The sequence below is a fragment of the Streptomyces sp. R28 genome (assembly GCF_041052385.1).
Classification (GTDB): domain Bacteria; phylum Actinomycetota; class Actinomycetes; order Streptomycetales; family Streptomycetaceae; genus Streptomyces.
In genome coordinates, this window is sequence record NZ_CP163439.1 from 7394009 (window position 1) to 7420819 (window position 26811).

Here is a 26811-nt window from a genome sequence, read left to right on the forward strand (position 1 = left end):
TGATGCTCTAAACATGGGAAAGGCAAGGAGGTGCCGCGTCGTGAGACTGACTCCCACGGAGCGTGACCGGCTGCTGCTGTTCGGAGCCGCGGAGCTGGCCCGTGCCCGCCGCGCCCGAGGTCTGCCGCTCAACGTGCCGGAGGCGACCGCGCTGATCGCGGACACCGTGTGCGAGGCCGCCCGCGACGGCGCCCGGCTGGCGGAGGCCATCGAGCGCGCCCGGTCGGTGCTCGGCCCGGACGACGTGTTGCCGGGTGTCGCGGACGTCGTCACCGAAGTGCATGTCGAGGCGGTCTTCGACGACGGTTCACGGCTCGCGGTCGTCAGCGATCCGATCGGCGGAAGTCTCGGTGACCGGGCCCCGGGCGCGCTGCTGCCGGGGCCCGAGCACGCCGAGCCCGAGGCGGTCGTACGGCTGACCGTCACCAACACCGCCACCGTGCCCGTCTCCGTCACCTCCCACTTCCACTTCTTCGAGGCCAACCCGCGCCTCGACTTCGTACGGGAGCGGGCCTACGGGATGCGGCTCGCCGTACCGGCCGGGTCCTCGGTGCGGTTCGGGCCGGGCGAGAGCGTCGAGGTCGGGCTCGTGCCCATCGGGGGCGATCGGATCGCGATCGGGTTCGCCGGTCTGGTCGACGGGGCGCTGGACGCGCCGGGGGTGAAGGAAGAGGCCCTGCGCAGGGCCGCCGCCTGCGGATACCGGGGAGCCGCAGCTCAAGGGGGCGAGTTTCAGGGAGCAGAACGATGAATCCGTACGAGTACGCCGCCACCCACGGCCCCCGCGCCGGCGACCGCATCCGCCTGGGCGACTCCGGCCTGACCATCCGAGTCGAGGCCGACTCGCAGCGCCACGGCGACGAGTTCCTCGCCGGGTTCGGCAAGACCGCCCGGGACGGGCTGCATCTCAAGGCCGCCGCCGTCCGGGAGACCTGTGACGTCGTCATCAGCAATGTGGTGGTGATCGACGCGGCGCTCGGGATCCGCAAGGTCTCCATCGGGATCAGGGAGGGGCGGATCTGCTCGATCGGGCGGGCCGGGAATCCCGACACCCTCGACGGGGTCGACGTCGTGGTCGGGACCGGTACGTCGATCGTGTCCGGCGAGGGGCTCATCGCCACCGCCGGGGCCGTCGACACCCATGTGCACCTGCTGTCGCCGCGCATCATGGAGGCCTCGCTCGCCTCCGGGGTGACCACGATCATCGGGCAGGAGTTCGGGCCGGTGTGGGGCGTCGGGGTCAACTCGCCGTGGGCGCTGCGGCACGCGTTCAACGCCTTCGACGCCTGGCCGGTCAACATCGGCTTCCTCGGCCGGGGTTCGTCGTCCTCGTCCGCGCCCCTGGTCGAGGCCCTCGCCGAGGGCGGCGCCTGCGGCTTCAAGGTGCACGAGGACATGGGCGCCCATACGCGGGCCCTGGACACGGCTCTCCGCGTCGCCGAGGAGTACGACGTCCAGGTCGCCCTGCACAGCGACGGACTGAACGAGTGCCTGTCCGTCGAGGACACGTTGAAGGTGCTGGAGGGCCGCACCATCCACGCCTTCCACATCGAGGGCTGCGGCGGCGGACACGTCCCGAACGTGCTGAAGATGGCGGGCGTGCCGAACGTCATCGGCTCCTCCACCAACCCCACCCTGCCCTTCGGGCGGGACGCCGTCGCCGAGCACTACGGCATGATCGTCTCCGTCCACGACCTCAAGACCGACCTGCCCGGCGACGCCGCCATGGCCCGCGACCGCATCCGGGCCGGGACGATGGGCGCCGAGGACGTCCTGCACGACCTGGGCGCGATCGGCATCACCTCGTCGGACGCGCAGGGCATGGGGCGGGCCGGCGAGACCGTGCGCCGTACGTTCGCCATGGCCGGGAAGATGAAGGCCGAGTTCGGCGCCCCGGACGCCGCTCACGACAATGAGCGCGTCCTGCGCTACATGGCCAAGCTGACCATCAACCCCGCCCTCGCCCACGGCCTCGCGCACGAGGTCGGCTCGATCGAGGTCGGCAAGCTCGCCGACATCGTGCTGTGGCGGGCGGAGTACTTCGGCGCCAAGCCGCAACTGGTGCTCAAGGCCGGCTTCCCGGCGTACGGCGTGGTCGGCGACCCGAACGCCGCCACCGACACCTGCGAACCGCTCGTCCTGGGCCCGCAGTTCGGGGCGTACGGCGCCACCCCCGCCGACATCTCGGTCGCCTTCGTCGCGCAGGCCGCCGTCGACCAGGGCGACGACACCATGCCCACCCGGCGCCGCCGGGTCGCCGTGCGCGGCACGCGCGGCATCGGGCCGGCCGACCTGCGCCTCAACTCCCGTACCGGAGCCGTCGACGTCGACCAGCGCACCGGTCTGGTCACCCTCGACGGGGAACCGCTCCGCTCCGAGCCGGCCGAGTCCGTCTCCCTCAACCGCCTGTATTTCCTCTGAATGTCACCGCCTGTGAGGATCACTCATGTCCGCAGCCGCCGACGGCTTCCGCATGCCCGCCGAATGGACCCCGCACGAGCGCACCTGGATGGCGTGGCCGGGCCCGAACCCGACCTTCGACGACCCCGGCGACCTCGCCGCCTCCCGTGCCGCCTGGGCATCGGTCGCCCGCGCCGTCCGTCGCTTCGAGCCGGTGACGGTGGTGTGCGGGCCGGGGCAGGCCGGGGCGGCCGCCGCGCTCCTGGGCCCGGACATCGACACCGTCGAGCGGGATCTGGACGACGCGTGGATGCGCGACATCGGGCCGACCTTCCTGACCGACGGGAAGGGTGAACTCGCCGCCGTGGACTGGACGTTCAACGGCTGGGGCGCGCAGGACTGGGCCCGCTGGGAACACGACGCGAAGATCGCCGCGTATGTCTGCGACCTCGCGGGGGCACGGACGTACGCCTCGCGGCTGGTGAACGAGGGCGGGGCCATCCACGTCGACGGCGAGGGCACGGTCCTGCTCACGGAGACCGTCCAACTCGGCCCCGAGCGCAATCCGCACTGGACCCGCGAGCAGGTCGAGGCCGAGATCCACGCGATGCTCGGCACCCGCAAGGCGATCTGGCTGCCACGCGGCCTGACCGGCGACTACCCGCCCTACGGCTTCGGCACGCTGGGCCACGTCGACATCGTCGCCGCCTTCGCCCGGCCGGGCGTGGTCGTGGCCCATGTGCAGCCGGACCCGGCACACCCCGACCACGAGGTGACGAAGGAGGTCGTCGGCCTGCTGAAGTCGCAGACCGACGCGCGCGGCCGCCGTCTGGAGGTGGTGGAGGTCCCCGCGCCGACCGTCCTGGAGGCCGACGGCCACTGGGCCGACTACTCCTACATCAACCACTACCTCTGCAACGGCGGCGTGGTCCTGTGCGGCTTCGACGACCCGCGCGACGAGCTCGCGGCCGGTATCTTCCGCCGGCTCTTCCCCGAGCGGACGGTGACGCTGGTCGACGCCCGTACGATCTTCGCGGGGGGTGGAGGCATCCACTGCATCACGCAACAGCAGCCGAAGATCTAGGAGCCGCAGATGGCCGGTGGGCGCAGGCAGGCGCCGCCCCGCGACGAGGTCCTCGTCGCCGCCATGGAGATGATCGCCGAGCGCGGTCTGGAGAAGCTCACCATGGCGGCGCTCGGCCGAGAGGTCGGGATGAGCAGCGGCCATCTCCTCTACTACTTCCACTCCAAGGACGAACTGCTGCTGCGGACGCTGGAGTGGAGCGAGGGCCGGCTGGGCGCCGAGCGCGGCCGGCTGCTGACGCGGGCGTCCGCCACGGTCCGGGAGCGGATCGACGCATACGTCGACCTGTACGTCCCCGACGGCCACCGCGACCCGCACTGGACGCTGTGGCTGGAGGTCTGGAACCGCTCGCAGAACGCCGACGACGACGCCCGCGACCGCCAGGCCGCGATCGAGGGAGCCTGGCACCGCGATCTGGTCGCGCTGCTCGCGGAGGGCGTGTCGAGGGGCGAGTTCCGGGCGGTCGACCCGGACCGGTTCGCCGCCCGGCTGCGGGCGTTGCTGGACGGGTTCTCCATCCATGTGGCGATCGGGCTGCGGGGGACCGACCGGGCGCAGATTCTCGGCCACGTACGGGAGTTCCTGAACGAGAGCCTCCTCGCGGACGCGTGACGCCCCGCCCGGGTTGTACGCAATAAGGGCGATTGACCCCGTGGTGGGTGGTGCGTTTGCCTTGTGGGGAGCCTTTGGCGCGGGGCTGGGGGCTTGAGCGTCCACGGGGACCGCAGGGGGGATATGTCCAGAGCCGCAGGTGTGTCCGGGGCGTCCGGTGCGTCTGGTGTGTCCTTAGGTTCCTTGGGGCCGGCGCTGCTGCTCGCGTTCACCGGAACGACCGCCGGTGCCGCGCCGCACGCTCCCGGAGTGGCGAGAGGCAGCACCGCCGCCGACGGCACCCGGGCCGACGGGCCGCCGAGCGGGGCCGCGATCAGTGCCGACGGCCGGCACGTCGCGTTCACGTCCACCGCACCGGGCCTCGGCTGCGCGCACTTCACCCCGCGCCTGCTCCCCACCGTCAACGCCGACGGCACGGTCGTCGCGTTCGAGTCGGCGTCACCCGATCTGGTGGAGGGGGACACCAGCGGGGTGTCGGACGTCTTCCTGCGGACAGTGCAATGACAACAACCACCCACGGGGGAACAACCATGTACAGCACCAAGCGAGCCGTCGCGCTCGCCACCGCCTTCGTCGCCGCCACGGTGGCCCTGGCCGGAACACCGGCGGGCGCCGCACCCCGCGTCCCGTCCATCGAGCGGGTCACCCTGTCGGCGACGGGGGAGCAGGGCAACGGCCATGCGTACGGGCCGGAGTTCAGTGCCGACGGCCGCTTCGCGGCCTTCACCGCGGACGCGTCCAACCTGGTGCCCGGCGACACCAACGGGGTGTCGGACGCCTTCGTGCGCGACCTGCGCAAGGGGACCGTCGAGCGGGTCAGCGTCAGCTCGGCCGGCGCCCAGGCCGACCAGCGGTCGTCCGTGCAGGCCATCAGCGCCGACGGGCGGTACGTCCTGTTCCGCTCCAACGCGAGGAACCTGGTCCACTGGGACACCCCGCCCGCCGACGCGGGCGCCGACGACATCTATCTGCACGACCGGCGCACCGGCAGCACGCAGCGGATCAGCGTCGGCTTCGACGGGGGCTCCGCCTACGCGGCCGGCGCCGACATGTCGTCGAACGCCCGCTACATCGCCTTCAACGCCAAGGCCGACCGGATGGAGGAGGGCGCCCGCGACCTCTTCGGAGCCGTGTACGTCTTCGACCGCAGCACCGGCAGGACCGAGCGGATCAGCAACCCGAACCGCCCCGACAACCCCGCGCTCTTCCAGGACGTGAGCGCCGACGGCCGGTATGTGCTGTACACCCAGCTGGTGCCGCGCAGTTCGTCCGGGATCACCTGGGTGCACGACCGCCGCGCCGGCACCGAGGAGCGGGTCAACGTCAAGTCGGACGGCTCCCCGGCCCAGCGGTACGCGATGCCCGCCACGCTCTCCGCGGACGGCCGCACCGTCGCCTTCCAGAACTGGGACGAGGACCTGGTCCCCGGCGGCGGCCCGGATGCGTCCGACATCTATGTCCGGGACCTGCGCACGGACGTCACCCGGCGGGTCGACGCCGGCCCCGACGGCGAGAGCATGCCCGACCGGCCCGTGGTCAGCGCGGACGGCCGCTACGTGGGCTACGAGGCCGCACCGCGGCTGTCCGACGGAACGCTCGGCCCGACCAACGTCTACCTGCGCGACCTGCGCACCGGCACCACCCGCCTGGTCAGCGAGTCGGCCACCGGCGGCCCGGTGACGGACGCCTACGTCTGGCTGACCTCGGTGAGCGCGGGGGCGAAGCGCATCAGCATCGGCAGCGCCTCGTCCCAGCTCGTCGCCGGCGACACCAACGGCAGCAACGACGGCTTCGTCCGCCGCCTGCGGTGATCAGCACAGTGCTCGCATCCTGAGACGGACGGTGAGCACGGGGGCGACTTGTGCCAGACTGCCCCCGTGCTCTCGTTCGCCATGATTATTGGCAGCAGGCGCGCCGGTCCGCAGTGACCACCACGTACGACCAGGTACGGGTGGACACCGTCGTCCTCGACCCGCGCGCAGACCTCTCGCACCCGCGAGAGGTTTTTCTGTTTCCCGGCCCATCCGCAGCCGGGCGGAGAGCGTGAGGGACCATAGGTGGGGGCGGTGGAACCGGTCATTCCGGTAGACCGAGATCCAACACAGGAGCCTTACGACCATGACGGTAACCAGCGAACTCGACGACTCGTTCCACGTCTTCGACACCACCCTGCGCGACGGCGCCCAGCGGGAGGGCATCAACCTCACCGTCGCCGACAAGCTGGCCATCGCACGGCACCTGGACGACTTCGGCGTGGGCTTCATCGAGGGCGGCTGGCCCGGCGCCAACCCCCGGGACACCGAGTTCTTCGCGCGCGCCCGGCAGGAGATCGACTTCAAGCACGCCCAGCTCGTCGCCTTCGGCGCGACCCGCCGTGCGGGCGCCAAGGCGAGCGAGGACCCGCAGGTCAAGGCGCTGCTGGAGTCCGGCGCCCCGGTGATCACGCTCGTCGCGAAGTCCCACGACCGGCACGTCGAGCTCGCCCTGCGCACCACGCTCGACGAGAACCTGGAGATGGTCCGCGACACGGTGTCCCACCTGTGCGAGCAGGGCCGCCGCGTCTTCGTCGACTGCGAGCACTTCTTCGACGGCTACCGCGCCAACCCCGAGTACGCGAAATCCGTCGTCCGTACGGCCTCGGAGGCCGGCGCGGACGTCGTCATCCTCTGCGACACCAACGGCGGCATGCTCCCCGCCCAGGTCCAGGCGGTCGTCTCGACCGTCCTCGCCGACACCGGGGCCCGGCTCGGCATCCACGCCCAGGACGACACCGGCTGCGCGGTCGCCAACACCCTCGCCGCGGTCGACGCGGGCGCGACCCACGTCCAGTGCACGGCCAACGGTTACGGCGAGCGGGTCGGCAACGCCAACCTGTTCCCGGTGGTGGCGGCCCTGGAGCTGAAGTACGGCAAGAAGGTCCTCCCCGACGGCCACCTGCGCGAGATGACCCGTATCTCGCACGCCATCGCCGAGGTCGTCAACCTCACCCCGTCCACGCACCAGCCCTACGTCGGCGTCTCCGCCTTCGCGCACAAGGCCGGCCTGCACGCCTCCGCCATCAAGGTCGACCCGGACCTGTACCAGCACATCGACCCCGAGCAGGTCGGCAACACCATGCGGATGCTGGTCTCCGACATGGCGGGCCGCGCGTCGATCGAGCTCAAGGGCAAGGAGCTCGGCGTCGACCTGGGCGGCGACCGTGAGCTGGTCGGCCGGGTGGTCGAGCGGGTCAAGGAGCGGGAGCTCAAGGGCTACACGTACGAGGCGGCGGACGCGAGCTTCGAGCTCCTCCTGCGGGCCGAGGTCGAGGGCAAGTCCCTGAAGTACTTCGGCGTCGAGTCCTGGCGCGCGATCGTCGAGGACCGCCCCGACGGCACCCACGCCAACGAGGCCACGGTCAAGCTCTTCGCCAAGGGTGAGCGCATCGTCGCCACGGCCGAGGGCAACGGCCCGGTCAACGCCCTCGACCGCGCGCTGCGGGTGGCGCTGGAGAAGATCTACCCCCAGCTCGCCAAGCTGGAGCTCGTCGACTACAAGGTCCGCATCCTGGAGGGCGTGCACGGCACCCAGTCCACGACCCGCGTCCTGATCTCCACGTCCGACGGGGCGGGGGAGTGGTCGACGGTCGGCGTCGCCGAGAACGTCATCGCGGCGTCGTGGCAGGCGCTGGAGGACGCCTACACCTACGGGCTGCTGCGGGCCGGGGTGACGCCGGCCGAGTAGGCCGAACGGCCTCGCCGCCGCCCCCCGGGCCTGTCGTCCACGGCACAGTGGAGCCATGGACGACACGGAGACGGACGACAGGAACCTGTTGGCCCGGGGCAGTGCGGCGACCCGGCTGCCCGCCCAGGACCTGGAGCGGGCGCGGCGTTTCTACTTCGAGAAGCTCGGCCTGGAGCCGGTCGACGAACGGCCGGGTGGGCTGCTGTACCGGTGCGGAGGCACGGAGTTCGCCGTGTACCGGTCGACGGGCGCCTCCCCCGGCACCTTCACCCAGATGGGCTGGCAGGTGGAGGACGTCGAGGCGGTCGTGGCGGAACTCAGGCGGCGCGGCGTGGAGTTCGAGGAGGTCGACGTGCCCGGGTTCCGCACGGCGAACGGCATCGCCGACATCGAGGGCCACTACCCGAGCAAGGGCTTCCGCGGTGAACGTGCCGCCTGGTTCCACGACAGCGAGGGCAACCTGCTGGGCATCGGCCAGCCGTACGCCTGAGACGCACCGGTCCACCGGCCGACAGCTCGGCGTACGCCCACGCCTTCACTTGCTGAAGGAACAGCGCGGGACAACACGGAACAACGCCACTGATCCGGCCAGGAGTTGAGCACACCCCTGTCCTGATGTGAAGTCTTGACGCCCATCGGCACCATTAGTTAACTCACGGCGTGAGTTAAGTCATGTGTTGACTCTGAGAGTCGAGGGACGTTCCATGCGAAGAACCGCCCTGCTCGCCGCCGCCGCGCTCCTCACCACCCTGCTCCCGCTCACCGCCGCCGCCCCCGCATCCGGCGCCGACGATCCCCCGCCGGTCCCTGTCGACCGTTTCGAGGGCGAGGTGCCCTTCGCGAGCCCGCCCGCCGAGGGGGTCTTCACCTGGGGCAGCGACAACGACGACCCGCCCGCCCTGCGGTTGACCGCCCGCGACGACGCGCCCGAGGGTGAGAAAGTGCTCTCCGGCTCGTACGACATCAGCGGCTACGGCGGCTTCACCCACGGCTTCGCCTTCGCCGAGCCCGCCCACGACTGGTCCGCCCACAAGGGCGTCCGCTTGTGGTGGGAAGGCCAGGACAACGGCAAGAAGATCGCCTTCGAGCTCAGGGACGGCGGAGCGAACGGCGAGGCCTCCGAGCTGTGGACGACCTCCTTCACCGACGACTTCACCGGCTGGAAACAGATCGAGCTGCCGTTCACCGACTTCACCTACCGCACCGACTACCAGCCCGTGGGCGGCATCGACCACATCCTGGGCCTCACCGAGACCTGGGGCTACGCCGTCACCCTCCCGGCCGGAACCAAGGCTCGGTTCGCCATGGACGGCGTCGAGTTGTACGGCAAGGCCGACCAGGCCCTGAAAGCCTCGGTCCTGACCGACTCCGCCGTCTACCCCACCGACGAGGGCAGTGCGGCGACCGCGAAGCTCACGGTCGCGACCACGGGCTCCACCCCCCTCGACGAACCCGTCACCGTCACCTACGAGACCACAGGCGGCACCGCCGACCCCGGCAGGGACTACACCCCGGTCACCGGAACCGTCACCTTCCCGGCCGGCACGGCCTCCGGCACCACCCGCGAGATCCGCGTCCCCACCCTTGAGGACAGGTCCGCCGAGCCCGCCGAGACGATCCCGCTGAAGCTGACGGTCACCGGCGCCAAGCCCCCCGCCGAGACCCCGCAGATCGTCGTCGACGCGCACGGACTGCCGTATCTCGACAGCGAGTTGCCGGTGCGGGGGCGCGTCGCCGACCTCCTCTCGCGCCTCTCCCTCGAGGAGAAGGCAGGCCAGATGACCCAGGCCGAGCGCGGCGCCCTCACCGCGTCCGGCGACATCGCCACGTACGCCCTCGGCTCGCTCCTCTCCGGCGGCGGCTCCACGCCGACGCCCAACACCGCCGAGGCCTGGGCGAAGATGATCGACGGCTTCCAGCTCCGGGCGCAGGCGACCCGCTTCCAGATCCCGCTGATCTACGGCGTCGACGCGGTGCACGGCCACAACAACCTGGTCGGCGCGACGGTCATGCCGCACAACATCGGACTCGGGGCGTCCCGGGATCCGGGGCTGGCCCACCGGACCGGCGCGGTGACCGCCGCCGAGACCCGGGCGACCGGCATCCCCTGGGACTTCGCGCCCTGCCTGTGCGTGACGCGGGACGACCGGTGGGGACGGGCGTACGAGTCCTTCGGCGAGGACCCGGCCCTCGTCGACGCCATGGAGACGGTCATCCAGGGCCTCCAGGGCAGGCCCGACGGACGCGACCTGAACCGCGGCGACAAGGTCCTCGCCACCGCCAAGCACTTCGTCGGCGACGGCGGCACCGAGTACGGCTCCTCGACCACCGGCACGTACACCATCGACCAGGGCGTCACCAAGGTCACCCGGCAGCAGTTGGAGGCCGTCCACCTGGCCCCGTACCGGACGGCCGTCGACCGCGGCGTCGGCACGGTCATGCCGTCGTACTCCTCCCTGGACCTCGTCGGCGACGGCCGGGGGCCGGTGAAGATGCACGCCCGCGCCGACATGATCAACGGGGTCCTGAAGGACCGTATGGGCTTCGACGGCTTCGTGATCAGCGACTGGCAGGGCATCGACCAGATCCCCGGCGACCACGCCTTCGACGTCCGTACGTCGGTCAACGCGGGCGTCGACATGATCATGGTGCCGTACGCGTACAAGGACTTCCACGCGACCTTGGTCGACGAGGTCAGGGCCGGCCGGATCAGCGAGAAGCGGATCGACGACGCCGTATCCCGCATCCTCACGCAGAAGTTCCGCCTCGGGCTGTTCGAGAAGCCGTACGCCGACACCAGCGGGGCCGCGCGGATCGGTTCCGCCGCGCACCGGGCCGTGGCACGTCAGGCGGCCGCACAGTCGCAGGTGCTGCTGAAGAACACGGACGGGCTGCTGCCCCTGAAGAAGTCGCAGGAGGTCTATGTCGCCGGATCCAACGCCGACGACATCGGCAACCAGAGCGGCGGCTGGACGGTCACCTGGCAGGGCGCGTCCGGAGACATCACGCCCGGCACGACGATCCTGGAGGCGATGCGGAAGAACTCCGCGCGGCTGACGTACTCCAAGGACGCCTCGGCACCGACGCAGGGCCATGACGTGGGCGTGGTCGTCGTCGGCGAGACCCCGTACGCCGAGGGCGTCGGCGACGTCGGCAACGGCCACGACCTTCGGCTGAGCCCCGCCGACCGGGCGGCCGTCGACAAGGTGTGCGGCGCGATGAAGTGCGCGGTGCTGATCGTCTCCGGGCGCCCGCAGCTGATCGACGACGAGCGGCTGGCCCGGATCGACGCGCTGGTCGCCTCCTGGCTGCCGGGCACGGAGGGCGACGGCGTGGCGGACGTCCTCTACGGCAGGCGGCCCTTCACCGGGCAGCTGCCCGTCACCTGGCCGAAGAGCGAGGCGCAGCTGCCGATCAATGTCGGGGACGCGTCGTACGACCCGAGGTTCCCGTACGGCTGGGGCCTGACCACGCTGACCGAGGTGCCGGGCGGCGGCGCGGTGACGCTGAGGGCGCTCGGCATCGCGGCCGCGGCCGCCGAGCGGGCGGGGGCAGAGGAGGCGGGGCGCGCGCTCGTCACCAAGGCCCGGCTGATCGTCCAGCGCAGGGCGGCCGGCACGGGGATCACCGAGGCGGTGGCGGGGCCCTTCGCCGAGGCGGACCATCTGCTGCTGACGGGCCGGTACGGGGCGGCGGTGCGGAAGCTGACGGCGGCGTACAGAGCGGCCTGAGCTGTACAGGGCATCTCTTCCGGTGGGGCAGGTCCGTACGGGGAGAGATGCCCGTTCTCCTGCCCCATCGGGTAGCGTCGAAGTATGAGGACTCCGCTGTTCCGGGGCCTCATGCGCGCAGCTGTGGTGCCGGTGGCCGCGACGTTCGCGGTGCTCATGTCCGGTGCCCCCGGCGCGCACGCGGCCACGGACCTTTCGAAGGTCGCCGAGGAGCTGCGCGATGGCCCCGTCTATGTGGACCCCGCCGCCTCGGACCAACTGTCGTCGGCTGACGCCGAAGCGCTCGCCGACAAGATCAGGGACGCCGACAAGCCGGTCTTCGTCGCCGTCCTCCCGGCCGATCAGCCGACGCAGAACCTCCTTTTGAACCTCCGTACCGAGACCGGTGTCACGGGCCTGTACGGCGCCCGCGTCGGTGATCGCTTCGACGCGGCGGCCGACTCCTCCGTCCTGTCCCGGCAGGGGGTGGACAACCTGGTCACATCGGTGCAGGGCGCCGGTGACCCCAAGGCCCAGCTGAACGATTTCGTCGACGCGGCGCTGCAGAACGTGGGCGGCACGGCACCCGCCGGCTGGAGCGACGGCGGGGGCGGCAAGGGCGTGGACACCGGCGGGCTGATCGGTGTCGGCGCGGTGCTGGCGGCGGGCGGCGCGGGCGCGTACGCGCTGGTCCGGCGCAACCGGCGGCGCCACGAGGCGGAGCAGCGGGAGGCGCTGGAGAAACTGCGGGTCGTGGTGGACGAGGACATCACCGCCTTCGGCGAGGAACTGGACCGTCTGGAATTCCACCCGGCCGAACCCGGCGCCGACGACTCGATGCGCGCGGACTACGAGCGCGCACTGGACGCCTACGACCAGGCGAAGCGGCTCATGGACACAGCGCGCAAACCGGAGGACGTCAGGGCCGTCACCCAGTCCCTGGAGGACGGCCGCTTCTCCCTCACCCAGCTGTCCGCCCGTCGGGAGCACCGGCCTCTGCCCGAACGCCGGCCACCCTGCTTCTTCGACCCACGCCACGGCCCGGCGGTGGCCGACGAGACCTGGACACCGCCCGGCGGCACTCTTCGCGAGGTCCCGGTCTGCGCTGCCGACCGCACTCGCCTCGCCGAAGGCCGCGACCCCGTGATCCGCGAGGTGGACACGGAGTACGGCCGCCGCCCGTACTGGGACGCCGGCCCCGCCTACGGCCCCTGGGCAGGCGGCTACTTCGGCGGCGGCATCCTCCCCGGCCTCCTCTTCGGCACGATGCTGGGCAGCATGATGGCCACGCCGGCCTACGCGGCCGACTACGGCGCGGGGTACGGCTACGGCGGCGGTTACGAGGGCGGCGACATGTCCGGCGCGGACTTCGACGCCGGGGACTTCGGGGGCGGGTTCGACGGTGGGGGCGGGTTCGACGGTGGGGGAGGCTTCGGCGGGGGCGGCTTCGACGGCGGAGGCTTCTGAACTCCCTGCCGCAGAACACGGCACGGGCCCGGCGTCCGAGGACGCCGGGCCCGCAGTACTGGCACGCCGACAAGCCGGCAGGTCAGAGAGTGGACGCCGCCGAGGCGATCGCGGAGGCGAAGGTCGAGACCTCGGTGTAGACGCCGGGGGCGTTCGGCCGGGCGCAGCCTATGCCCCAGCTGACTATGCCGACCTGGATCCACTGGTTGGCGCTGTCCCGACGGAACATCGGGCCGCCGGAGTCGCCCTGGCAGGTGTCGACGCCGCCCGCGGTGAGGCCGGCGCAGATCTCCTCGTTCGCGATGAGGCCGCTGTAGCCGCTGTAGGAACGGCAGGTGGCGTCGCTGACGAACGGCACGTTGGCCTTGAGCATGTAGCGCTGCTGGCCGCCGCCCTCGGTGGCCGCGCCCCAGCCGGCGACGGTGAAGGTGCCGGTGTTGTACTGCGTGGTGGTGGCGATCTTCAGCGTCGGCAGGTTGATGGGCTGGGCGAGCTTGATGAGCGCCCAGTCCTTGCCGTCGCCGTTGTAGCCGGGGGCCTGCAACACCTTGGTGGAGCGGACCTGGACACGCCCGCTGGTGGACTGCAGGTCCACGACACCGGCGGTGGCCGTGATGCTGGTGTTGTTGCCGGACCCGCTCACACAGTGCGCGGCGGTGAGCACGATCTGCTGGGTGTAGAGCGCGCCTCCACAGCCCATGGAGAGCCGGACCATGAACGGGAACTCGCCCTGCGTGGCACGGGTTCCGCCGACGACGCGCGAATCGGCGGCGTTCGCGGCCGAGACGGGCTGAAGGCTGACGATCGCGAGAGCGGCTGCGCCGAGGACCGCGCATCTCTTGAGCGCGGTGAGGAGCTTCTTCAACGTGATGCCTTCCGTGGGGGGTTGGACATACGAACGTGGAGAGCGCTGATAGGTCAGGGGCATGCCACCAAGGGGGGAAAGGAAAGAAAGCCCCCATTTTGTGACATGCGCCGGTCAAATCTGTTGCTGGATTATGTGGATCCTGGGCGTGCCCGGACAAGGGGTTGAATCCAGCCACGCTCGTTCAGGACACGGGCTGGTCGAGGACGGCCGTGCGCAGACCGGGGCGCGACCGCGGCATCCGGTCGATGCCGCGGTCACGGGGTCACGCGGTCACGGGGTCACGCGGTCACGGGGTCACGCGGTCACGGGGTACGCGCGCACGGCGGCCGACGGCCGAGGACCGCCGTTCTCCCTCTCCTGCGAGGCGAGGGCGCCCCGTCCGGAACCGGGCCGGGATGTCGCGGTCATGCCGGTGACGATGCCCGCGTACGACGGTCAGCCGTGCCCTGACATCGCCGCCGGGCCAGACCACCCGCCGCGCCCGCCACGCCCGCCGCCACCAGCGACAGCGCGACCAGCACGACGCTGACCCACAGGGGTGACCGGTACCCGAGCCCGGCCCCGATGGCCGTACCGCCGAGCCATGGCCCCAGCGCGGCACCCACGTTGAACGCGGCCGTCGCGAAGCCACCGCCCAGCGTGGGCGCACCGGGAGCCGCGTACAGAGCCTGGGAGATGAGCGTGGACCCGACACCGAAGGACAGGGCGCCCTGCGCGAAGACGAGCCCGAGCGCCACGGCCGGCGTACCGGCGCCGAGCGCGAAGGCGACCCACCCCAGGCACAAGGCGCTGCCACCCCCGATCACCACCGCCCCGGGCCGCCGATCGGCGAACCGCCCGCCCACGCCGACCCCCACGAACGCCCCCGCACCGAACAGCGCCAGCACGACGGGCACCCACCCGCTTCCCAGCCCCGTCACCTTCGTGACCAGCGGCGCGAGATAGGTGAAGGTGCAGAAGGTGGCGGCGTTCACGAGGGCGCCGAGGAGCAGCGTGACCTGGAGCCGGGGGCTGCGCAGCGACCGCAGTTCGCCCCGCAGGGCAGGCCGCTCGGAGTCGGCGGCACCACGCGGCACGGACCACACGACCGCCACCACGGCAGGCACGGACAGCAGCGCCACAGCCCAGAACGCCGCACGCCACCCCCAGAGCTGACCGAGCGCCGCCCCGGCGGGCACCCCCACCACACAGGCAAGGGTGACCCCGCCGAGCAGGGTGGACGTGGCCCGCCCTTTGGCAGCGGGCTCGACCATCTGGACGGCCGCGACGAGGGCGACGGCCAGGAACCCGGCATTGGCCAGCGCCCCCACGACGCGCGTGCCGACCAGTACCCCGAAGCTGTCGGTCACCGCCCCCACGACATGGACGGCGATGAACACAGTCAGAAACCCCAACAGGGCCCCACGCCGTGACCACCGCCGCGCGAGCCCGGCCATGACAGGCGCCCCGACCACCATCCCCACGGCAAAGGCAGAGGTGAGCGCCCCGGCAGCGGGCACGGAAACCCGCAGTTCCCGCGCGATGTCCGGCACCAGCCCGGACAGCATGAACTCGGATGTTCCCTGGGCGAAGACGGCAACGCCCAGCAGATGAAGAGCGAACGGCATGAAGAAACTCCGCAACCCGAAGTCGACGTCGAAAACGGCACGTTGAACGGCCGTCCGGCAGCGGAGTGAGTCCTGACGCGGCGTAAGCGCTGATCAGCGCGGCATCACGAACAGCCACCGGAGAGCCGGTGGCCGGAGTCTGGAGGCTTCGGGGCTGGACACGGGAGGCAGGCTAGCGGGACCGGCGGGGACGGCTCCACCCGTTTTTGACGGCACGGACCCGCACGCCTTCGAATCCCCCACCGCCCTCGACACCTGGCTGGCCTGGATCAAGGTCGCCAAGAAGGGCTCGGGCATCCGCTCCGTCACCGCCGCCGAGGTCAACGACGTGGCCCTCTGCCACGGCTGGATCACGGGTCGGCGCAGGAGTCTGGACGCCGCGAAGGCGGACGGACGGTGGGCGGCGGCGCACGAGTCGCAGAAGCACGCGGGCGTCCCCGGGGAACTCGCGGCCGCAGTGGCCCAAGCAGGGGCGGCGGGCGCGAAGTTGGAGGCGGGGGCCGAGATCGGGAGCCGGCCCCCGCCGAAGGTCAGGCGTTCCTGATCGCCGAAATGTCGAAGATGAGCTTGATCTTGTCCGAGACGAGAACCCCACCCGTCTCCAGCGCGGCGTTCCAGGTCAGGCCCCACTCCGAGCGCAGGATCTCCGCCTTGCCCTCGAAGCCGACGCGCTCGTTGCCGAAGGGGTCCTTCGCGGCGCCGTTGAACTCGAGGTCGATGGTGAGCGGTTTGGTGGTGCCGAGGATCGTCAGGTCGCCGGTGATGCGGTAGTCGTCGCCGTCGAGGGCCTGCGCCGAGGTCGAGCGGAAGGTCATCGTCGGGAACTCGTCCGTCTTGAAGAAGTCCGCGCTCTTGAGGTGCGCGTCGCGGTCCGCGGAGCCCGTGTCGATGCTCTCCATCTTGACGTCGATGGACGCCGTGGACGCGGACGGTTCGCTGCCGTCCAGGTGCAGCGAGCCGCTGAAGTCGAGGAACTTACCCTTGACGTTGGTGACCATGGCGTGGCGGACGGTGAAGCCGATCGTGGAATGGGCCGTGTCGATCGTGTAGTCGCCGGTCAGGGCGGTCAGGTCGGGGTTCGCCATGACGTGCTCCTTCGGAGTGGTGGAATTGATGTTGAATCTTTAACTACATCAACGCGACCGACCGTAGGCGTATTCCATTCAGGGTTCAACATCATCCGCAAAGTGTTGGCGTGATTACGGTGAGGTGGTAGATGCCCAAGGCATGACCTCTCAGCGCACAGGGCTCACGAGACCCACCCGCCGAGCCGTCCTGCTCGCGGCGGCGCTCCTGGCCGCGGCCACGGCCACGACCGCCACCGCTCCTGCCGCCCGCGCCGCCGACCCCGACCCCTACGACGCCCTCCGCCTGCGCTGGCTCGACATCGCGCTCGGCGCCGACTACGACCCGAGGGCCGAGCCGTACGCCGCCCGCCTCGCCGAAACGGGCACCCTCGCCCGCGGCTTCCGGGCCACCATGGCCCCCACCCCCACCTCCCTCTGGCCCGGCCACCCCTACGACCCACCCGCCGGCATCACCCAGAGCTACGGCCGCCTGTGGACGATGGCCCAGGCCTACGTCCAGCCCGGCACCGGCTCCACCGCCGACCCGGCCCTCCTCGCCGACGTCCTGCGGGGCCTCGACCACCTCGCCGTCACGATCTACAACCCCTCCACCACCCGCTACGGCAACTGGTGGGAGTGGCAGATCGGCAGCCCCCGCCTGCTGATGGACCTCACCGCCGCCCTGTACGACCACCTCACCGAGGCGCAGATCGCCGCCGCCTGCGCGGCCGTCGACCACTTCATCCCGGACGCGATGCTGACCGACTACTCCGGCACCTCCACCGGCGCCAACCGGGTCGACCTCTGCCGCGGCGTCGCCCTGCGCGGCATCCTCGGCCGGAGCCCGGCGAAGGTCGCACTCGCCCGCGACGCGCTGTCCCCGGTCTTCCCGTACGTCACGAAGGGCGACGGCCTCTACGCCGACGGCTCGTTCGTCCAGCACACCTGGGTCGCCTACTCCGGCACCTACGGCCAGGTCCTCCTCGACGGCCTCGGCCGCCTCTTCGCCCTGCTCGCCGGATCCGAGTGGGAGGTGACCGACCCCGACAGGCAGATCGTCCTCGACAGCGTCGAGCGCGCATACGCCCCGCTCATCCACGACGGGTTGATGATGGACGGCGTCAACGGCCGTGCCATCAGCCGGGGTTACCTCAAGAGCGACGACCGGCACGTCATGCGCAGCGACCACTTCCACGGGCAGGGCGTCATCGCCGCCATGGCCCTGCTCGCGGGCGGCGCGAGCGCGGCGGAACGGGAGCGCTGGTACGGCCGTATCAAGGGATGGATCGAACGGGACACGGTGACACCCATCTTGACGGCGCGCCAGTTCGGCGTCGCGGACCTCGCCCGACTGCACGCCGTCGCCGAGTCACCGGTCCCGGGCACCCCCGAACCGACCGGCCACCACCTCTTCGCCGCCATGGACCGAGCCGTCCACCGCCGCCCCGGCTTCGTCGCCAACATCGCCATGGCCAGCGACCGCATCGCGTACTACGAGTGCGGCAACGGCGAGAACCCGCGCGGCTGGCACACCGGTGCCGGGATGCTCTCCTGGTGGGCCGACGGCCTCGGCGACCGGGCCGATCAGTACACGGACTGGTACTGGCCGACCGTCGACTGGTACCGCCTCCCGGGCACGACCGTCTCCACGAAGCGCCTCCCGGACAAGGCGGGCGGCGAATGGGGCGAGCCCAAGCCCGACGTGCGGTGGGTCGGCGGCACGACCGACGGCGAGTACGCGGCGATCGGGCAGCACCTGAAAGGCCTGGGGTCGACGCTCGAGGCCCGCAAGTCGTGGTTCTGTGCCGAGGACGCCGTGATCTGCCTCGGGGCCGGGATCACCTGCGCCGACGGAGTCCCCGTCGAGACCGTCGTCGACAACCGCAAACTGGGGGAGGGCGGCACCCAGGCCTTCGTACGCGGCCCGGGCTGGGCGCACCTGGAGGGCCACGGCGGCTGGGTGGTGCCGTACGGCGATCTGCGCACCCTGCGCGAGGACCGCACCGGTGCCTGGGCCGACATCAACACCACCAGTACGACGGAGCGCCGCACCCGTCGGTGGCAGACCCTCTGGCTGGACCACGGCACGGACCCGACGGACGCGACGTACGTCTACGTGCTCATGCCCGGCGCGGGCCGACGCAAGGTGGCGATCCGGGCCGCGCACGGCACCCGCTGGCTGTCGGTCCTCGCCAACGACCGTGCGCGCCAAGCGGTGCACGTCCCCTCCCTGGGGCTGACGGCGGCCAACTTCTGGCAGCCGGGTACGGCGGGACCGCTCACCGCGTCCGCCGGCGCGAGTGTGCTGCTCCGCCGCCGGGGCCGTACCGCTACGCTCTGCGTGAGCGAGCCGCCGCGCACGGGCGAGCCGCTGGAGATCACCTGGGACCACCCCGTACGCCGGATCCTGCGCGCGGACGACACGGTCGAGATCCTCGCGACGGGCCGCCGACTGCGCCTGCGTGTCACTCCGGGGATGGTATGTGCGACCCACCGATGTGAGGTGGCTCTCGGCTGACGACTTTGTGCGGCCCCCACAACGCGGATGCCCTCTGAGCAGTCGGAAGGGCTGCATGCGGTGACGGTTCTGTTCAGTGGTACCAGTAAAACGCTCCGGAGACTGTACGGAGTCAACGGCTCGCTTTCCTTCGTGTCCTTCGTAAGGTCGCTACATGACCGTTTTGGATGAGGCACCGGGTGAGCCGATCGACGCCCGCGGGCGGACGGCCGAGCTGCACGAGATCCGTGCGCAGGCGCTGGCCGGCCCGAGCGAGAAGGCGACCACGGCGCAGCACGCCAAGGGCAAGCTGACCGCCCGGGAGCGGATCGAGCTGCTCCTGGACCCGGGCACCTTCCGGGAGGTCGAGCAACTGCGCCGGCACCGCGCGACCGGCTTCGGCCTGGAGACCAAGAAGCCGTACACCGACGGTGTCATCACCGGCTGGGGCACGGTGGAGGGCCGTACGGTCTTCGTCTACGCGCACGACTTCCGTATCTTCGGCGGCGCGCTGGGCGAGGCCCACGCCACGAAGATCCACAAGATCATGGACATGGCCATCGCGGCGGGCGCGCCCCTGGTCTCCCTGAACGACGGCGCGGGCGCCCGTATCCAGGAGGGCGTCTCGGCGCTCGCCGGCTACGGCGGCATCTTCCAGCGCAATACCAAGGCGTCCGGTGTCATCCCGCAGATCTCGGTGATGCTCGGCCCGTGCGCGGGCGGCGCGGCGTACAGCCCCGCCCTGACGGACTTCGTCTTCATGGTCCGCGAGACGTCGCAGATGTTCATCACCGGCCCCGACGTGGTCAAGGCGGTGACGGGCGAGGAGATCACCCAGAACGGCCTGGGCGGCGCGGACGTGCACGCCGAGACCTCGGGCGTCTGCCACTTCGCGTACGACGACGAGGAGACGTGCATCGCCGAGGTGCGCTACCTGCTGTCGTTGCTGCCCCAGAACAACCGCGAGAACCCGCCCCGGGCGGACTCCACGGACGCCGCCGACCGCCGGTCGGACGTCCTGCTGGACCTGGTCCCGGCGGACGGCAACCGGCCGTACGACATGGCCAAGGTCATCGAGGAGATCGTCGACGACGGCGAGTACCTGGAGGTCCACGAGCGCTGGGCGCGCAACATCATCTGCGCGCTGGCCCGCCTCGACGGCCAGGTCGTGGGCATCGTGGCCAACCAGCCCCAGTCCCTCGCCGGTGTCCTGGACATCGAGGCATCGGAAAAAGCTGCGCGCTTTGTCCAGATGTGTGACGCTTTTAACATCCCGATCGTCACTTTCCTGGACGTCCCCGGGTTCCTCCCGGGCGTCGACCAGGAACACGGCGGAATCATCCGGCACGGCGCGAAGCTCCTCTACGCCTACTGCAACGCGACCGTGCCGCGGATCTCGCTGATCCTGCGCAAGGCGTACGGAGGTGCCTACATCGTCATGGACAGCCAGTCCATCGGTGCCGACCTCACCTACGCCTGGCCGACGAACGAGATCGCCGTGATGGGCGCGGAAGGTGCGGCCAACGTCATCTTCCGCCGGCAGATCGCCGAGGCCGAGGACCCCGAGGCCATGCGGGCCCGCATGGTCAAGGAGTACAAGTCCGAGCTCATGCACCCGTACTACGCGGCCGAGCGTGGCCTGGTGGACGACGTGATCGACCCCGCGGAGACCCGCGAGGTGCTCATCCGCTCCCTGGCGATGCTCCAGACCAAGCACGCCGACCTGCCGTCCCGCAAGCACGGCAACCCCCCGCAGTAACCCAGCGGATCCTTCGCGGTACCCCCGCGGAAACCTCTCTCACGGAGACTGTGACCTATGAACACCTCTGACATCCGCGTCGAGAAGGGCCACGCCGAGCCCGAGGAAGTCGCGGCCATCACCGCGATCCTCCTGGCCCGCGCCGCCGCCCAGGCGTCCGACACCGCCCCGTCCCACCGCGGCCGCGCGAAGGCGGGCTGGCGCCGTCTGGAGCGCGAGCCCGGGTTCCGGGCCCCGCACAGCTGGCGCTGAGCGGTTCACGACGCTTACGGCCCCGTTCTCCCATGTAGGAGAGCGGGGCCGTCCCCTTTGTCGGGGGCCGGAGAGGCTGCCGGCCATGAATCAGGCGTTTCAGCAAGGGGAGCGTGAAGCCGGCCACCGCAGCAACGGCGCCCTGCCCGGAGCGGCCTCCGCACGCATCCCAGCGGCCTCGCCCCGGCCGCCGTCCCTCCAGCCGCTCCTATCGGGCCGCAGCAGCGCCAGAGAGCGTCCACCAGCCTTCACCGGGCCCGCTTGCCGTCCCCCGTCGCGCGCAGGCTCACGCACGCCACGACAGCTCCGTCAGCGCCCGTTCCTCGAACAACACTCCGTACAGGCGGTTTTCGGCCTCCCTCAGCCCCACCGGAGCGCGCACCGCTCGCGGCTCCGCCACAGCGGCGACCGGGACACCCGCCGCGTCAACTCGGCCATCGACAACCGGCGTTCCTGGTCCCGCCGCCCCCCGCCGTTTCCCGCGAGCCCACCTGGGCCGCCGCCCGCGCCACGGTCGCCCCCAGCCGTAACGCAGCCGCCTCCGCGCCCATCCCCCCCACCCCCCTCAAACACTTACGGCCCCCATCCCTCCCAAAGGAGGAACGGGGGCCGTAAGTGAAACGTGCCAGAGAGGCCGCTGAGCAGCCGCTACCGCAGCCGCGCCATCAGCGCGTGCTCGACCAGCGTGATCAGCGCCGACTTGGCGTCCGCGCGGTGGCGGGCGTCCGTCGTGATGATCGGGGTGTCCGGACCGATCTGGAGGGCCTCACGGACCTCGTCCGGGTTGTACGGCTGGTTGCCGTCGAAGCCGTTCAGCGCGATCACGAACGGCAGCCCGCTGTTCTCGAAGTAGTCGACCGCGGGGAAGCAGTCGGCGAGACGGCGGGTGTCCACCAGCACGATGGCGCCGATGGCGCCGCGCACCAGGTCGTCCCACATGAACCAGAAGCGGTCCTGACCGGGGGTGCCGAACAGGTACAGGATCAGGTCCTGGTCCAGGGTGATACGACCGAAGTCCATGGCGACCGTCGTGGTCGTCTTGTCTCCGGTGTGAGTGAGGTCGTCGATGCCCGCCGAAGCGGAAGTCATCACGGCCTCTGTGCGCAGCGGGTTGATCTCCGAAACGGCCCCGACGAACGTGGTCTTGCCCACGCCGAAGCCACCCGCCACCACGATCTTCGCCGAGGTGGTGGAGCGGGAAGGACCGCCGCTAGAGCTTGCGAAGTCCACTGAGCACCCTTTCGAGCAGTGTCACGTCTGGCTGGCCGCCGGCGTTCTCGTCGCCGCCGGGCTGATGGATGGCGACCAGGCCCGCCTCCGCCAAGTCGGCGACGAGGATTCTGGCCACGCCGAGAGGGATCGTCAGGAGGGCGGAGACTTCCGCCACCGACTTGATCTCGCGGCAGAGGTTGCAGATCCGCTGATGCTCGGGCAACTGGCCCTGCATCTGGTGCGGCTGCGCGGTGGTGTGCACCAGCGCCTCGATGGCGAGCTGGTAGCGCGGGCGCGTCCGTCCGCCGGTCATGGCGTACGGACGCACCAGGGGGTTGTTCGTCGAACCGGCGGGCGCCGGCTCAGGAGCGCGGCGCTGCGGCTGCACCGGCTGGATACGCGGCGCCGACGGCTGGTCGTACGGCGAGGGGCCGGGGCCCTGGGGTGCGTACGGCTGCCGCTGGCTCGGTGTGGAGGGGAAGTTGTAACGGTTCGGGTTCTGGGAACCGTCGTTCTGGCCCTGGCCAGGGCCGTACGACCAATTACCCGACGATGAACCGCCTGGGGGTGTTGCCACTTTCTCTCCTCCTCCGACTGTGCCTGGCACCCATCTGTGGAGCCGCGTCCCGAAACTTTACGGCCACGGGACGCCAAAACGCACCGACTGTCTGTTAGTTGAGCAGGCTGCCTTGGAGCTCCGCACGCAGGTCCGGCGTGAGGACGGTACCGGCACGGTCGACCAGAAGCGCCATCTCGTACCCAATGAGGCCGATGTCCGCCTCGGGGTGGGCCAGAACGGCGAGCGACGAACCGTCGGAGATGGACATGAGGAAGAGGAATCCCCGCTCCATCTCCACAACTGTCTGGTTAACGCTTCCACCCTCGAAGATGCGGGAGGCGCCTGCCGTCAGAGACGTCAGACCGGAGGCGACGGCCGCGAGCTGGTCGGCGCGGTCGCGCGGGAAGCCTTCGGACATCGCCAGAAGGAGTCCGTCGGCGGAGACCACCACCGTGTGCGACACCCCGGGGGTGTTGTCCACGAAGTTGGTGATCAACCAGTTCAGGTTCTGTGCCGCCTGGCTCATCGGGCTCACACTAACGCTCCTGGTTGTAGGTGCTGTCAGGACCACCGTGTTGATTCCTGGTGGCCTGGCCGTTCGTTTCACTTCCCGCGCTGCGGCCCCGCTGGACCCCGCGGCGCAGGTTGCTCAGCCTGCCCCGGACGTCTTCGGGAGCGCGGGAGATCTGTGGACCTCCCTGGGGGGTGGTCTCGGCGGCTCCCTCGACCAGGTTGGCCTTGGGCACCCGCCGCGGCAGGCCGGAGGAGGTCACCCCGCCCGCCTTGGGCTTCCGGAGCTGCGAGGCCTGCTGCCACCGCTCGTCGTTGGACGAGCGCCAGCTGCTGTCGCCGTTGCTCTCCGGCGTGGGGGCCGGCGATTCCTGCCGCACCGGCCGAGCGCCGTTGGTGCCGCTCGGGGCGGATCCACGGCGGGGGAGCCCGGCGTCGGTCATGGTGTGGGCGGCGGAGGAGGCCGGTCCCGGACGGTCGAAGCCTACGTGGTCGCGCTCGTTCGAGTCATCGGCCTGCGCAGATTCCGTTTCCGGAGCGTACTGGTCCTGATACCCGTTGCGGTAGCCGTTCGACTGCGGCCAGTCGTCCTGGTGGCGCCGCTGCTCGAAGGCCGGGAAGGTCTCCGGGGCCGAGGCGCTCGCGGCCGTCGGCTCCTCGCGGGGCGCCTCCGGATACGAGGGCTCGGGGTAGCCGCTGCCCGACGAGAAGGTGTCGTTCTGCTGCAGGCCCCCGTTCGGCGCGTAGTACGTGTCGTCGTACGACGGCCGCTGCTGCTCGTCGTACGCAGCCCGCTGCTGCTCCTCGTACGGCGTCTGCCGCTGCTCCTCGTACGACTGGCGCTGCTCCTCGTACGACGGCTGCGGGTCGAACCCGCCGCGCTGCTCGGGGAAGCCGCTCTGGCCGTCGTAGGCCGGCTGACCGGTGAAGTCGTCGTACCCGGGTGCCTCGGGGGACTCCGGGCCGTGGGCCTGGGCCTCCAGGGCCGCACGGCGCTCCTCGCGCATCAGGGAGCGGCCGACGGGGTCCAGCTCGCGGATGTCGTCGGGAACCTCGGTGTAGCGGCTGTCGTCGAAGCCGAGCTCCGCGGCCGTACGCATCGGCACCTGGTTGAAGTTCTCACCCTGGAAGTGCTGCTCCGGGATGATCTGCGAGACGGTGAACTCGTCGGCGACCGGGTGCTGCTGCTGCTCGCCGCCACCACCGTGGGTGATCGCGTCCGGCAGCATGACCAGCGAGGTGGTGCCGGCCTGCTCGCCGGAGGGGCGCAGCTGGACGCGGATGCCGTGCCGGTCGGACAGCCGGCCGACCACGAACAGGCCCATGCGCTGCGAGATCGCGGCGTCCACGGTCGGCGGGTTGGCCAGCTTGTGGTTGATGTCCGCGAAGTCCTCGGCGGTGAGGCCGATGCCCTTGTCGTGGATCTCGATCATCACGCGGCCGTCGGGGAGACGGGTCGCGGTCACGCGGACCTTGGTCTGCGGGGAGGAGAACGTGGTGGCGTTCTCCAGCAGCTCGGCGAGCAGGTGCACGAGGTCGGTCACGGCGCGGCCGTGGATCTCGGCCTCCGGGACGCCGGAGAGCTCGATGCGCTCGTACTGCTCCACCTCGGAGGAGGCGGCACGCAGCACGTCGACCAGCGGGACCGGCTGGTCCCAGCGGCGGCCGGGCTCCTCGCCGGCGAGGACGAGGAGGTTCTCGCCGTTGCGGCGCATACGGGTCGCGAGGTGGTCCAGGCGGAAGAGGTTCTCCAGCTGGTCCGGGTCGGCCTCGTTGTTCTCCAGGTCGGTGATCAGGGTCAGCTGGCCCTCGATCAGCGACTGGTTGCGGCGCGAGAGGTTGGTGAAGATCGCGTTGATGTTGCCCCGCAGCAGGGCCTGCTCGGCGGCGAGCCGGACGGCCTCGCGGTGGACCTGGTCGAAGGCGCGGGCGACTTCGCCGATCTCGTCACGGGTGTTGATCGGGATGGGCTGGACGCGGGTGTCCACGCGGCCCGGGTCGGTGCGCGAGAGCTGGTCGACCAGCATCGGCAGGCGCTGCTCGGCGATGCCGAAGGCGGCGTTGCGCAGCTGGCGCATCGCGCGGGACATCTGGCGGGCGACCATGCCGGCCAGGATGAACGCGGCGAGCAGGGCGACCACGACCGCGGCACCGGTGATGAGGGCGTCGCGCTTGGCGTCGTCGGAGATGTTGGAGGCCTCGTTCACCGCGGTGTCCGCCAGGTCGGTCTCGATCTGGCGGTAGGCGTTGAACTTGAGGGTGTTCACCGCCCACCAGTTCTGTGCGGTGACGCCCTTCTCGGCGAGTGCGGCGCGGGCGCTGGGGGCGGGGGACTCGAGGCCGACGAGGAGCTTGACCATGTTGGTCGGGTTGGCCGGCGGCGGGACGTAGTCGGGGTCCTTGGCCGCGGCCTCCTTGGCCATGGCCGCGCCCTCGGCCGCGATCTCCTTCTTGGCGTTCTCGAGCTTCTGCGCGTCGGCTTCGGTGCCACCGCCCTTGTACTCCTCGACGGCGATGCCCTCAAGGTAGGCGTACGAGGAGAGAGCGACCCGCTGGCTGGCGAAGCTGCTCGCGGTGGGGCCGGGCTTGACCAGCAGGTGCATGCCGATGGAGCGCTGCAGCGACAGGGCCGCCTTGGTGAGCTCGATGGCGTAGACCGTGCGGCCGTAGGAGGTGATGTTGCCGGTGCCCAGACCGAGCTCGTTGGCGAACTCCGTCAGAGGGTGCGCGACCTCGACGTAGCCCTCTTCGGTCTGCACACCGGTGAGCTTGTTGGTGTAGGCCGCCGCGCGCAGGTCGGCGAGCTTCGGCTCGGCATCCCGGAACAGCTTCAGACGGCGCTCCAGGCCCGGTTTCTGCGGCATGTTCTGCGCGGCGGCGTCGAACTCGTCGGCTGCCTTGTCCGTGTTGGCGCGGGCCGTGGTGACCGTCTGGTCGTCCTCGCCCTTGCCCTGCAGCAGCGGCGCTGCGGTGATGTCACGCTCGTTGTAGAGGGCGTCGGCGTAGAACAGGGAGGCCCGGACCAGACGCGCGGTGTTCTCCGCGTCCTCGGCCTCCTGCCAGGTGTCGATCGAGCTCTTCACCTGGAAGCCGCCCATGACGAGGCCGACCATCACGGGTATGAGGAGGATCGCGTTCAGCCGGGTCGGCACGCGCCAGTTGCGCGGCGAGAGACGGCCGCCGCTCGGTGCGGGCGCCGCCGTTGGTTCCGATCCGGGCACAGGGGCGGGCGCCGCTCCGCGCGGCGGCGGGGTGAAGTTGCCCCGGGCCGACGGCTCGGGACTGCTCTTGCTTCGCCTCACTCGACCAACAACCTTCCGGCGGGGTCGGCACCTACGTATGTGCCGCTGTGTCTCAGAGTCCAGTTCGTCATCGAGTACGCAGTACTGCTGAGTACGTCTTTGACTATTGGGCAGTTCTCGCATTCCAGCACGTCGGCCTGCGCTCTTCCAAACAGTGGAAGAGGAGGATTCCGAGTGATGTA

20 protein-coding genes and 1 pseudogene are annotated in these 26811 nt (G+C 70.8%); 14 read left to right on the forward strand and 7 right to left on the reverse strand.

All coding sequences use genetic code 11. From position 1 onward, the window contains the following. The first annotated feature begins 40 nt into the window (after positions 1 to 40). The 10 genes from ureA (at position 41) to AB5J49_RS33355 (ending at position 12996) form a co-directional block, all read left to right on the forward strand. A complete protein-coding gene (ureA, locus tag AB5J49_RS33310; protein WP_369172571.1) occupies positions 41 to 751 on the forward strand; it encodes an urease subunit gamma in 711 nt (236 codons plus the stop codon). Beyond that, complete coding sequence (locus AB5J49_RS33315) at positions 748 to 2421, forward strand: urease subunit alpha (protein WP_369172572.1); 1674 nt, start codon at positions 748 to 750, stop codon at positions 2419 to 2421. The genes ureA and AB5J49_RS33315 overlap by 4 nt, the downstream gene beginning before the upstream one ends. Positions 2422 to 2446: 25 nt before the next feature. Beyond that, positions 2447 to 3484, forward strand: coding sequence for an agmatine/peptidylarginine deiminase (locus AB5J49_RS33320; RefSeq protein ID WP_369172573.1), 1038 nt, complete (start codon positions 2447 to 2449; stop codon positions 3482 to 3484). Between the two features lie 9 nt (positions 3485 to 3493). Next, positions 3494 to 4096, forward strand: coding sequence for a TetR/AcrR family transcriptional regulator (locus AB5J49_RS33325; RefSeq protein ID WP_369172574.1), 603 nt, complete (start codon positions 3494 to 3496; stop codon positions 4094 to 4096). 183 nt (positions 4097 to 4279) lie between these two features. Next, complete coding sequence (locus AB5J49_RS33330) at positions 4280 to 4600, forward strand: hypothetical protein (protein WP_369172575.1); 321 nt, start codon at positions 4280 to 4282, stop codon at positions 4598 to 4600. A 26-nt stretch (positions 4601 to 4626) separates the two neighbouring features. Further along, on the forward strand, positions 4627 to 5907 hold the full coding sequence (locus tag AB5J49_RS33335; protein WP_369172576.1) for a TolB family protein: 1281 nt from the start codon (positions 4627 to 4629) through the stop codon (positions 5905 to 5907). A gap of 307 nt (positions 5908 to 6214) precedes the next feature. Beyond that, positions 6215 to 7819: a citramalate synthase gene (gene cimA / locus AB5J49_RS33340; protein WP_369172577.1), complete on the forward strand. Its 1605-nt coding sequence runs from the start codon at positions 6215 to 6217 to the stop codon at positions 7817 to 7819. Positions 7820 to 7874: 55 nt separating this feature from the next. Continuing rightward, positions 7875 to 8309, forward strand: coding sequence for a VOC family protein (locus AB5J49_RS33345; RefSeq protein WP_369172578.1), 435 nt, complete (start codon positions 7875 to 7877; stop codon positions 8307 to 8309). A 214-nt stretch (positions 8310 to 8523) separates the two neighbouring features. Then, positions 8524 to 11550: a glycoside hydrolase family 3 N-terminal domain-containing protein gene (locus AB5J49_RS33350; protein ID WP_369172579.1), complete on the forward strand. Its 3027-nt coding sequence runs from the start codon at positions 8524 to 8526 to the stop codon at positions 11548 to 11550. Between the two features lie 84 nt (positions 11551 to 11634). Then, positions 11635 to 12996, forward strand: a complete 1362-nt coding sequence (locus tag AB5J49_RS33355; protein WP_369172580.1) for a hypothetical protein — start codon at positions 11635 to 11637, stop codon at positions 12994 to 12996. A gap of 82 nt (positions 12997 to 13078) precedes the next feature. Here the strand turns inward: AB5J49_RS33355 and AB5J49_RS33360 are convergent, their stop codons facing one another. Beyond that, complete coding sequence (locus AB5J49_RS33360; protein ID WP_369172581.1) at positions 13079 to 13861, reverse strand: trypsin-like serine protease; 783 nt, start codon at positions 13859 to 13861, stop codon at positions 13079 to 13081. 407 nt (positions 13862 to 14268) lie between these two features. Next, positions 14269 to 15471, reverse strand: coding sequence for a Cmx/CmrA family chloramphenicol efflux MFS transporter (locus AB5J49_RS33365; RefSeq protein WP_369172582.1), 1203 nt, complete (start codon positions 15469 to 15471; stop codon positions 14269 to 14271). Positions 15472 to 15730: 259 nt separating this feature from the next. Between AB5J49_RS33365 and AB5J49_RS33370 the strand changes: the two are divergent. Then, a pseudogene (locus tag AB5J49_RS33370) lies at positions 15731 to 15934 on the forward strand (OmdA domain containing protein); the annotation flags it as partial. Positions 15935 to 16001: 67 nt separating this feature from the next. Here the strand turns inward: AB5J49_RS33370 and AB5J49_RS33375 are convergent. Further along, complete coding sequence (locus AB5J49_RS33375) at positions 16002 to 16556, reverse strand: YceI family protein (protein WP_369172583.1); 555 nt, start codon at positions 16554 to 16556, stop codon at positions 16002 to 16004. Between the two features lie 142 nt (positions 16557 to 16698). Between AB5J49_RS33375 and AB5J49_RS33380 the strand changes: the two genes are divergently transcribed. The 3 genes from AB5J49_RS33380 to AB5J49_RS33390 all read left to right on the forward strand — a co-directional run bounded on the left by AB5J49_RS33380 (position 16699) and on the right by AB5J49_RS33390 (position 21046). Beyond that, the gene (locus tag AB5J49_RS33380) at positions 16699 to 19056 is read left to right on the forward strand and encodes a polysaccharide lyase 8 family protein (RefSeq protein WP_369172584.1); all 2358 of its coding nucleotides are present in this window, start codon (positions 16699 to 16701) and stop codon (positions 19054 to 19056) included. 154 nt (positions 19057 to 19210) lie between these two features. Next, a complete protein-coding gene (locus AB5J49_RS33385) occupies positions 19211 to 20794 on the forward strand; it encodes an acyl-CoA carboxylase subunit beta (RefSeq protein WP_369172585.1) in 1584 nt (527 codons plus the stop codon). A 57-nt stretch (positions 20795 to 20851) separates the two neighbouring features. After that, on the forward strand, positions 20852 to 21046 hold the full coding sequence (locus tag AB5J49_RS33390; RefSeq protein ID WP_369172586.1) for an acyl-CoA carboxylase subunit epsilon: 195 nt from the start codon (positions 20852 to 20854) through the stop codon (positions 21044 to 21046). A gap of 648 nt (positions 21047 to 21694) precedes the next feature. On the opposite strand, the gene AB5J49_RS33395 is transcribed toward AB5J49_RS33390, so the two are convergent. The 4 genes from AB5J49_RS33395 to AB5J49_RS33410 all read right to left on the reverse strand — a co-directional run bounded on the left by AB5J49_RS33395 (position 21695) and on the right by AB5J49_RS33410 (position 26629). Then, a complete protein-coding gene (locus AB5J49_RS33395) occupies positions 21695 to 22276 on the reverse strand; it encodes an ATP/GTP-binding protein (RefSeq protein WP_026248371.1) in 582 nt (193 codons plus the stop codon). Next, complete coding sequence (locus AB5J49_RS33400) at positions 22257 to 22835, reverse strand: DUF742 domain-containing protein (protein WP_369172587.1); 579 nt, start codon at positions 22833 to 22835, stop codon at positions 22257 to 22259. Before AB5J49_RS33400 ends, AB5J49_RS33395 begins: the two co-directional genes overlap by 20 nt. Before the next feature lie 94 nt (positions 22836 to 22929). Beyond that, positions 22930 to 23343, reverse strand: coding sequence for a roadblock/LC7 domain-containing protein (locus AB5J49_RS33405; RefSeq protein WP_030948713.1), 414 nt, complete (start codon positions 23341 to 23343; stop codon positions 22930 to 22932). A gap of 10 nt (positions 23344 to 23353) precedes the next feature. After that, positions 23354 to 26629, reverse strand: a complete 3276-nt coding sequence (locus tag AB5J49_RS33410; RefSeq protein WP_369172588.1) for a nitrate- and nitrite sensing domain-containing protein — start codon at positions 26627 to 26629, stop codon at positions 23354 to 23356. Positions 26630 to 26811 lie beyond the last annotated feature (182 nt).

Coding starts and splice junctions, on each gene's coding strand:
- AB5J49_RS33390 (WP_369172586.1), top strand. CDS start 20,852: ATGAACACCTCTGACATCCGCGTCGAGAAGGGCCACGCCGAGCCCGAG.
- AB5J49_RS33350 (WP_369172579.1), top strand. CDS start 8,524: ATGCGAAGAACCGCCCTGCTCGCCGCCGCCGCGCTCCTCACCACCCTG.
- AB5J49_RS33315 (WP_369172572.1), top strand. CDS start 748: ATGAATCCGTACGAGTACGCCGCCACCCACGGCCCCCGCGCCGGCGAC.
- cimA (WP_369172577.1), top strand. CDS start 6,215: ATGACGGTAACCAGCGAACTCGACGACTCGTTCCACGTCTTCGACACC.
- AB5J49_RS33405 (WP_030948713.1), bottom strand. CDS start 23,343: ATGAGCCAGGCGGCACAGAACCTGAACTGGTTGATCACCAACTTCGTG.
- AB5J49_RS33380 (WP_369172584.1), top strand. CDS start 16,699: ATGACCTCTCAGCGCACAGGGCTCACGAGACCCACCCGCCGAGCCGTC.
- AB5J49_RS33320 (WP_369172573.1), top strand. CDS start 2,447: ATGTCCGCAGCCGCCGACGGCTTCCGCATGCCCGCCGAATGGACCCCG.
- AB5J49_RS33385 (WP_369172585.1), top strand. CDS start 19,211: ATGACCGTTTTGGATGAGGCACCGGGTGAGCCGATCGACGCCCGCGGG.
- AB5J49_RS33325 (WP_369172574.1), top strand. CDS start 3,494: ATGGCCGGTGGGCGCAGGCAGGCGCCGCCCCGCGACGAGGTCCTCGTC.
- AB5J49_RS33375 (WP_369172583.1), bottom strand. CDS start 16,556: ATGGCGAACCCCGACCTGACCGCCCTGACCGGCGACTACACGATCGAC.
- AB5J49_RS33335 (WP_369172576.1), top strand. CDS start 4,627: ATGTACAGCACCAAGCGAGCCGTCGCGCTCGCCACCGCCTTCGTCGCC.
- AB5J49_RS33345 (WP_369172578.1), top strand. CDS start 7,875: ATGGACGACACGGAGACGGACGACAGGAACCTGTTGGCCCGGGGCAGT.
- AB5J49_RS33355 (WP_369172580.1), top strand. CDS start 11,635: ATGAGGACTCCGCTGTTCCGGGGCCTCATGCGCGCAGCTGTGGTGCCG.
- AB5J49_RS33365 (WP_369172582.1), bottom strand. CDS start 15,471: ATGCCGTTCGCTCTTCATCTGCTGGGCGTTGCCGTCTTCGCCCAGGGA.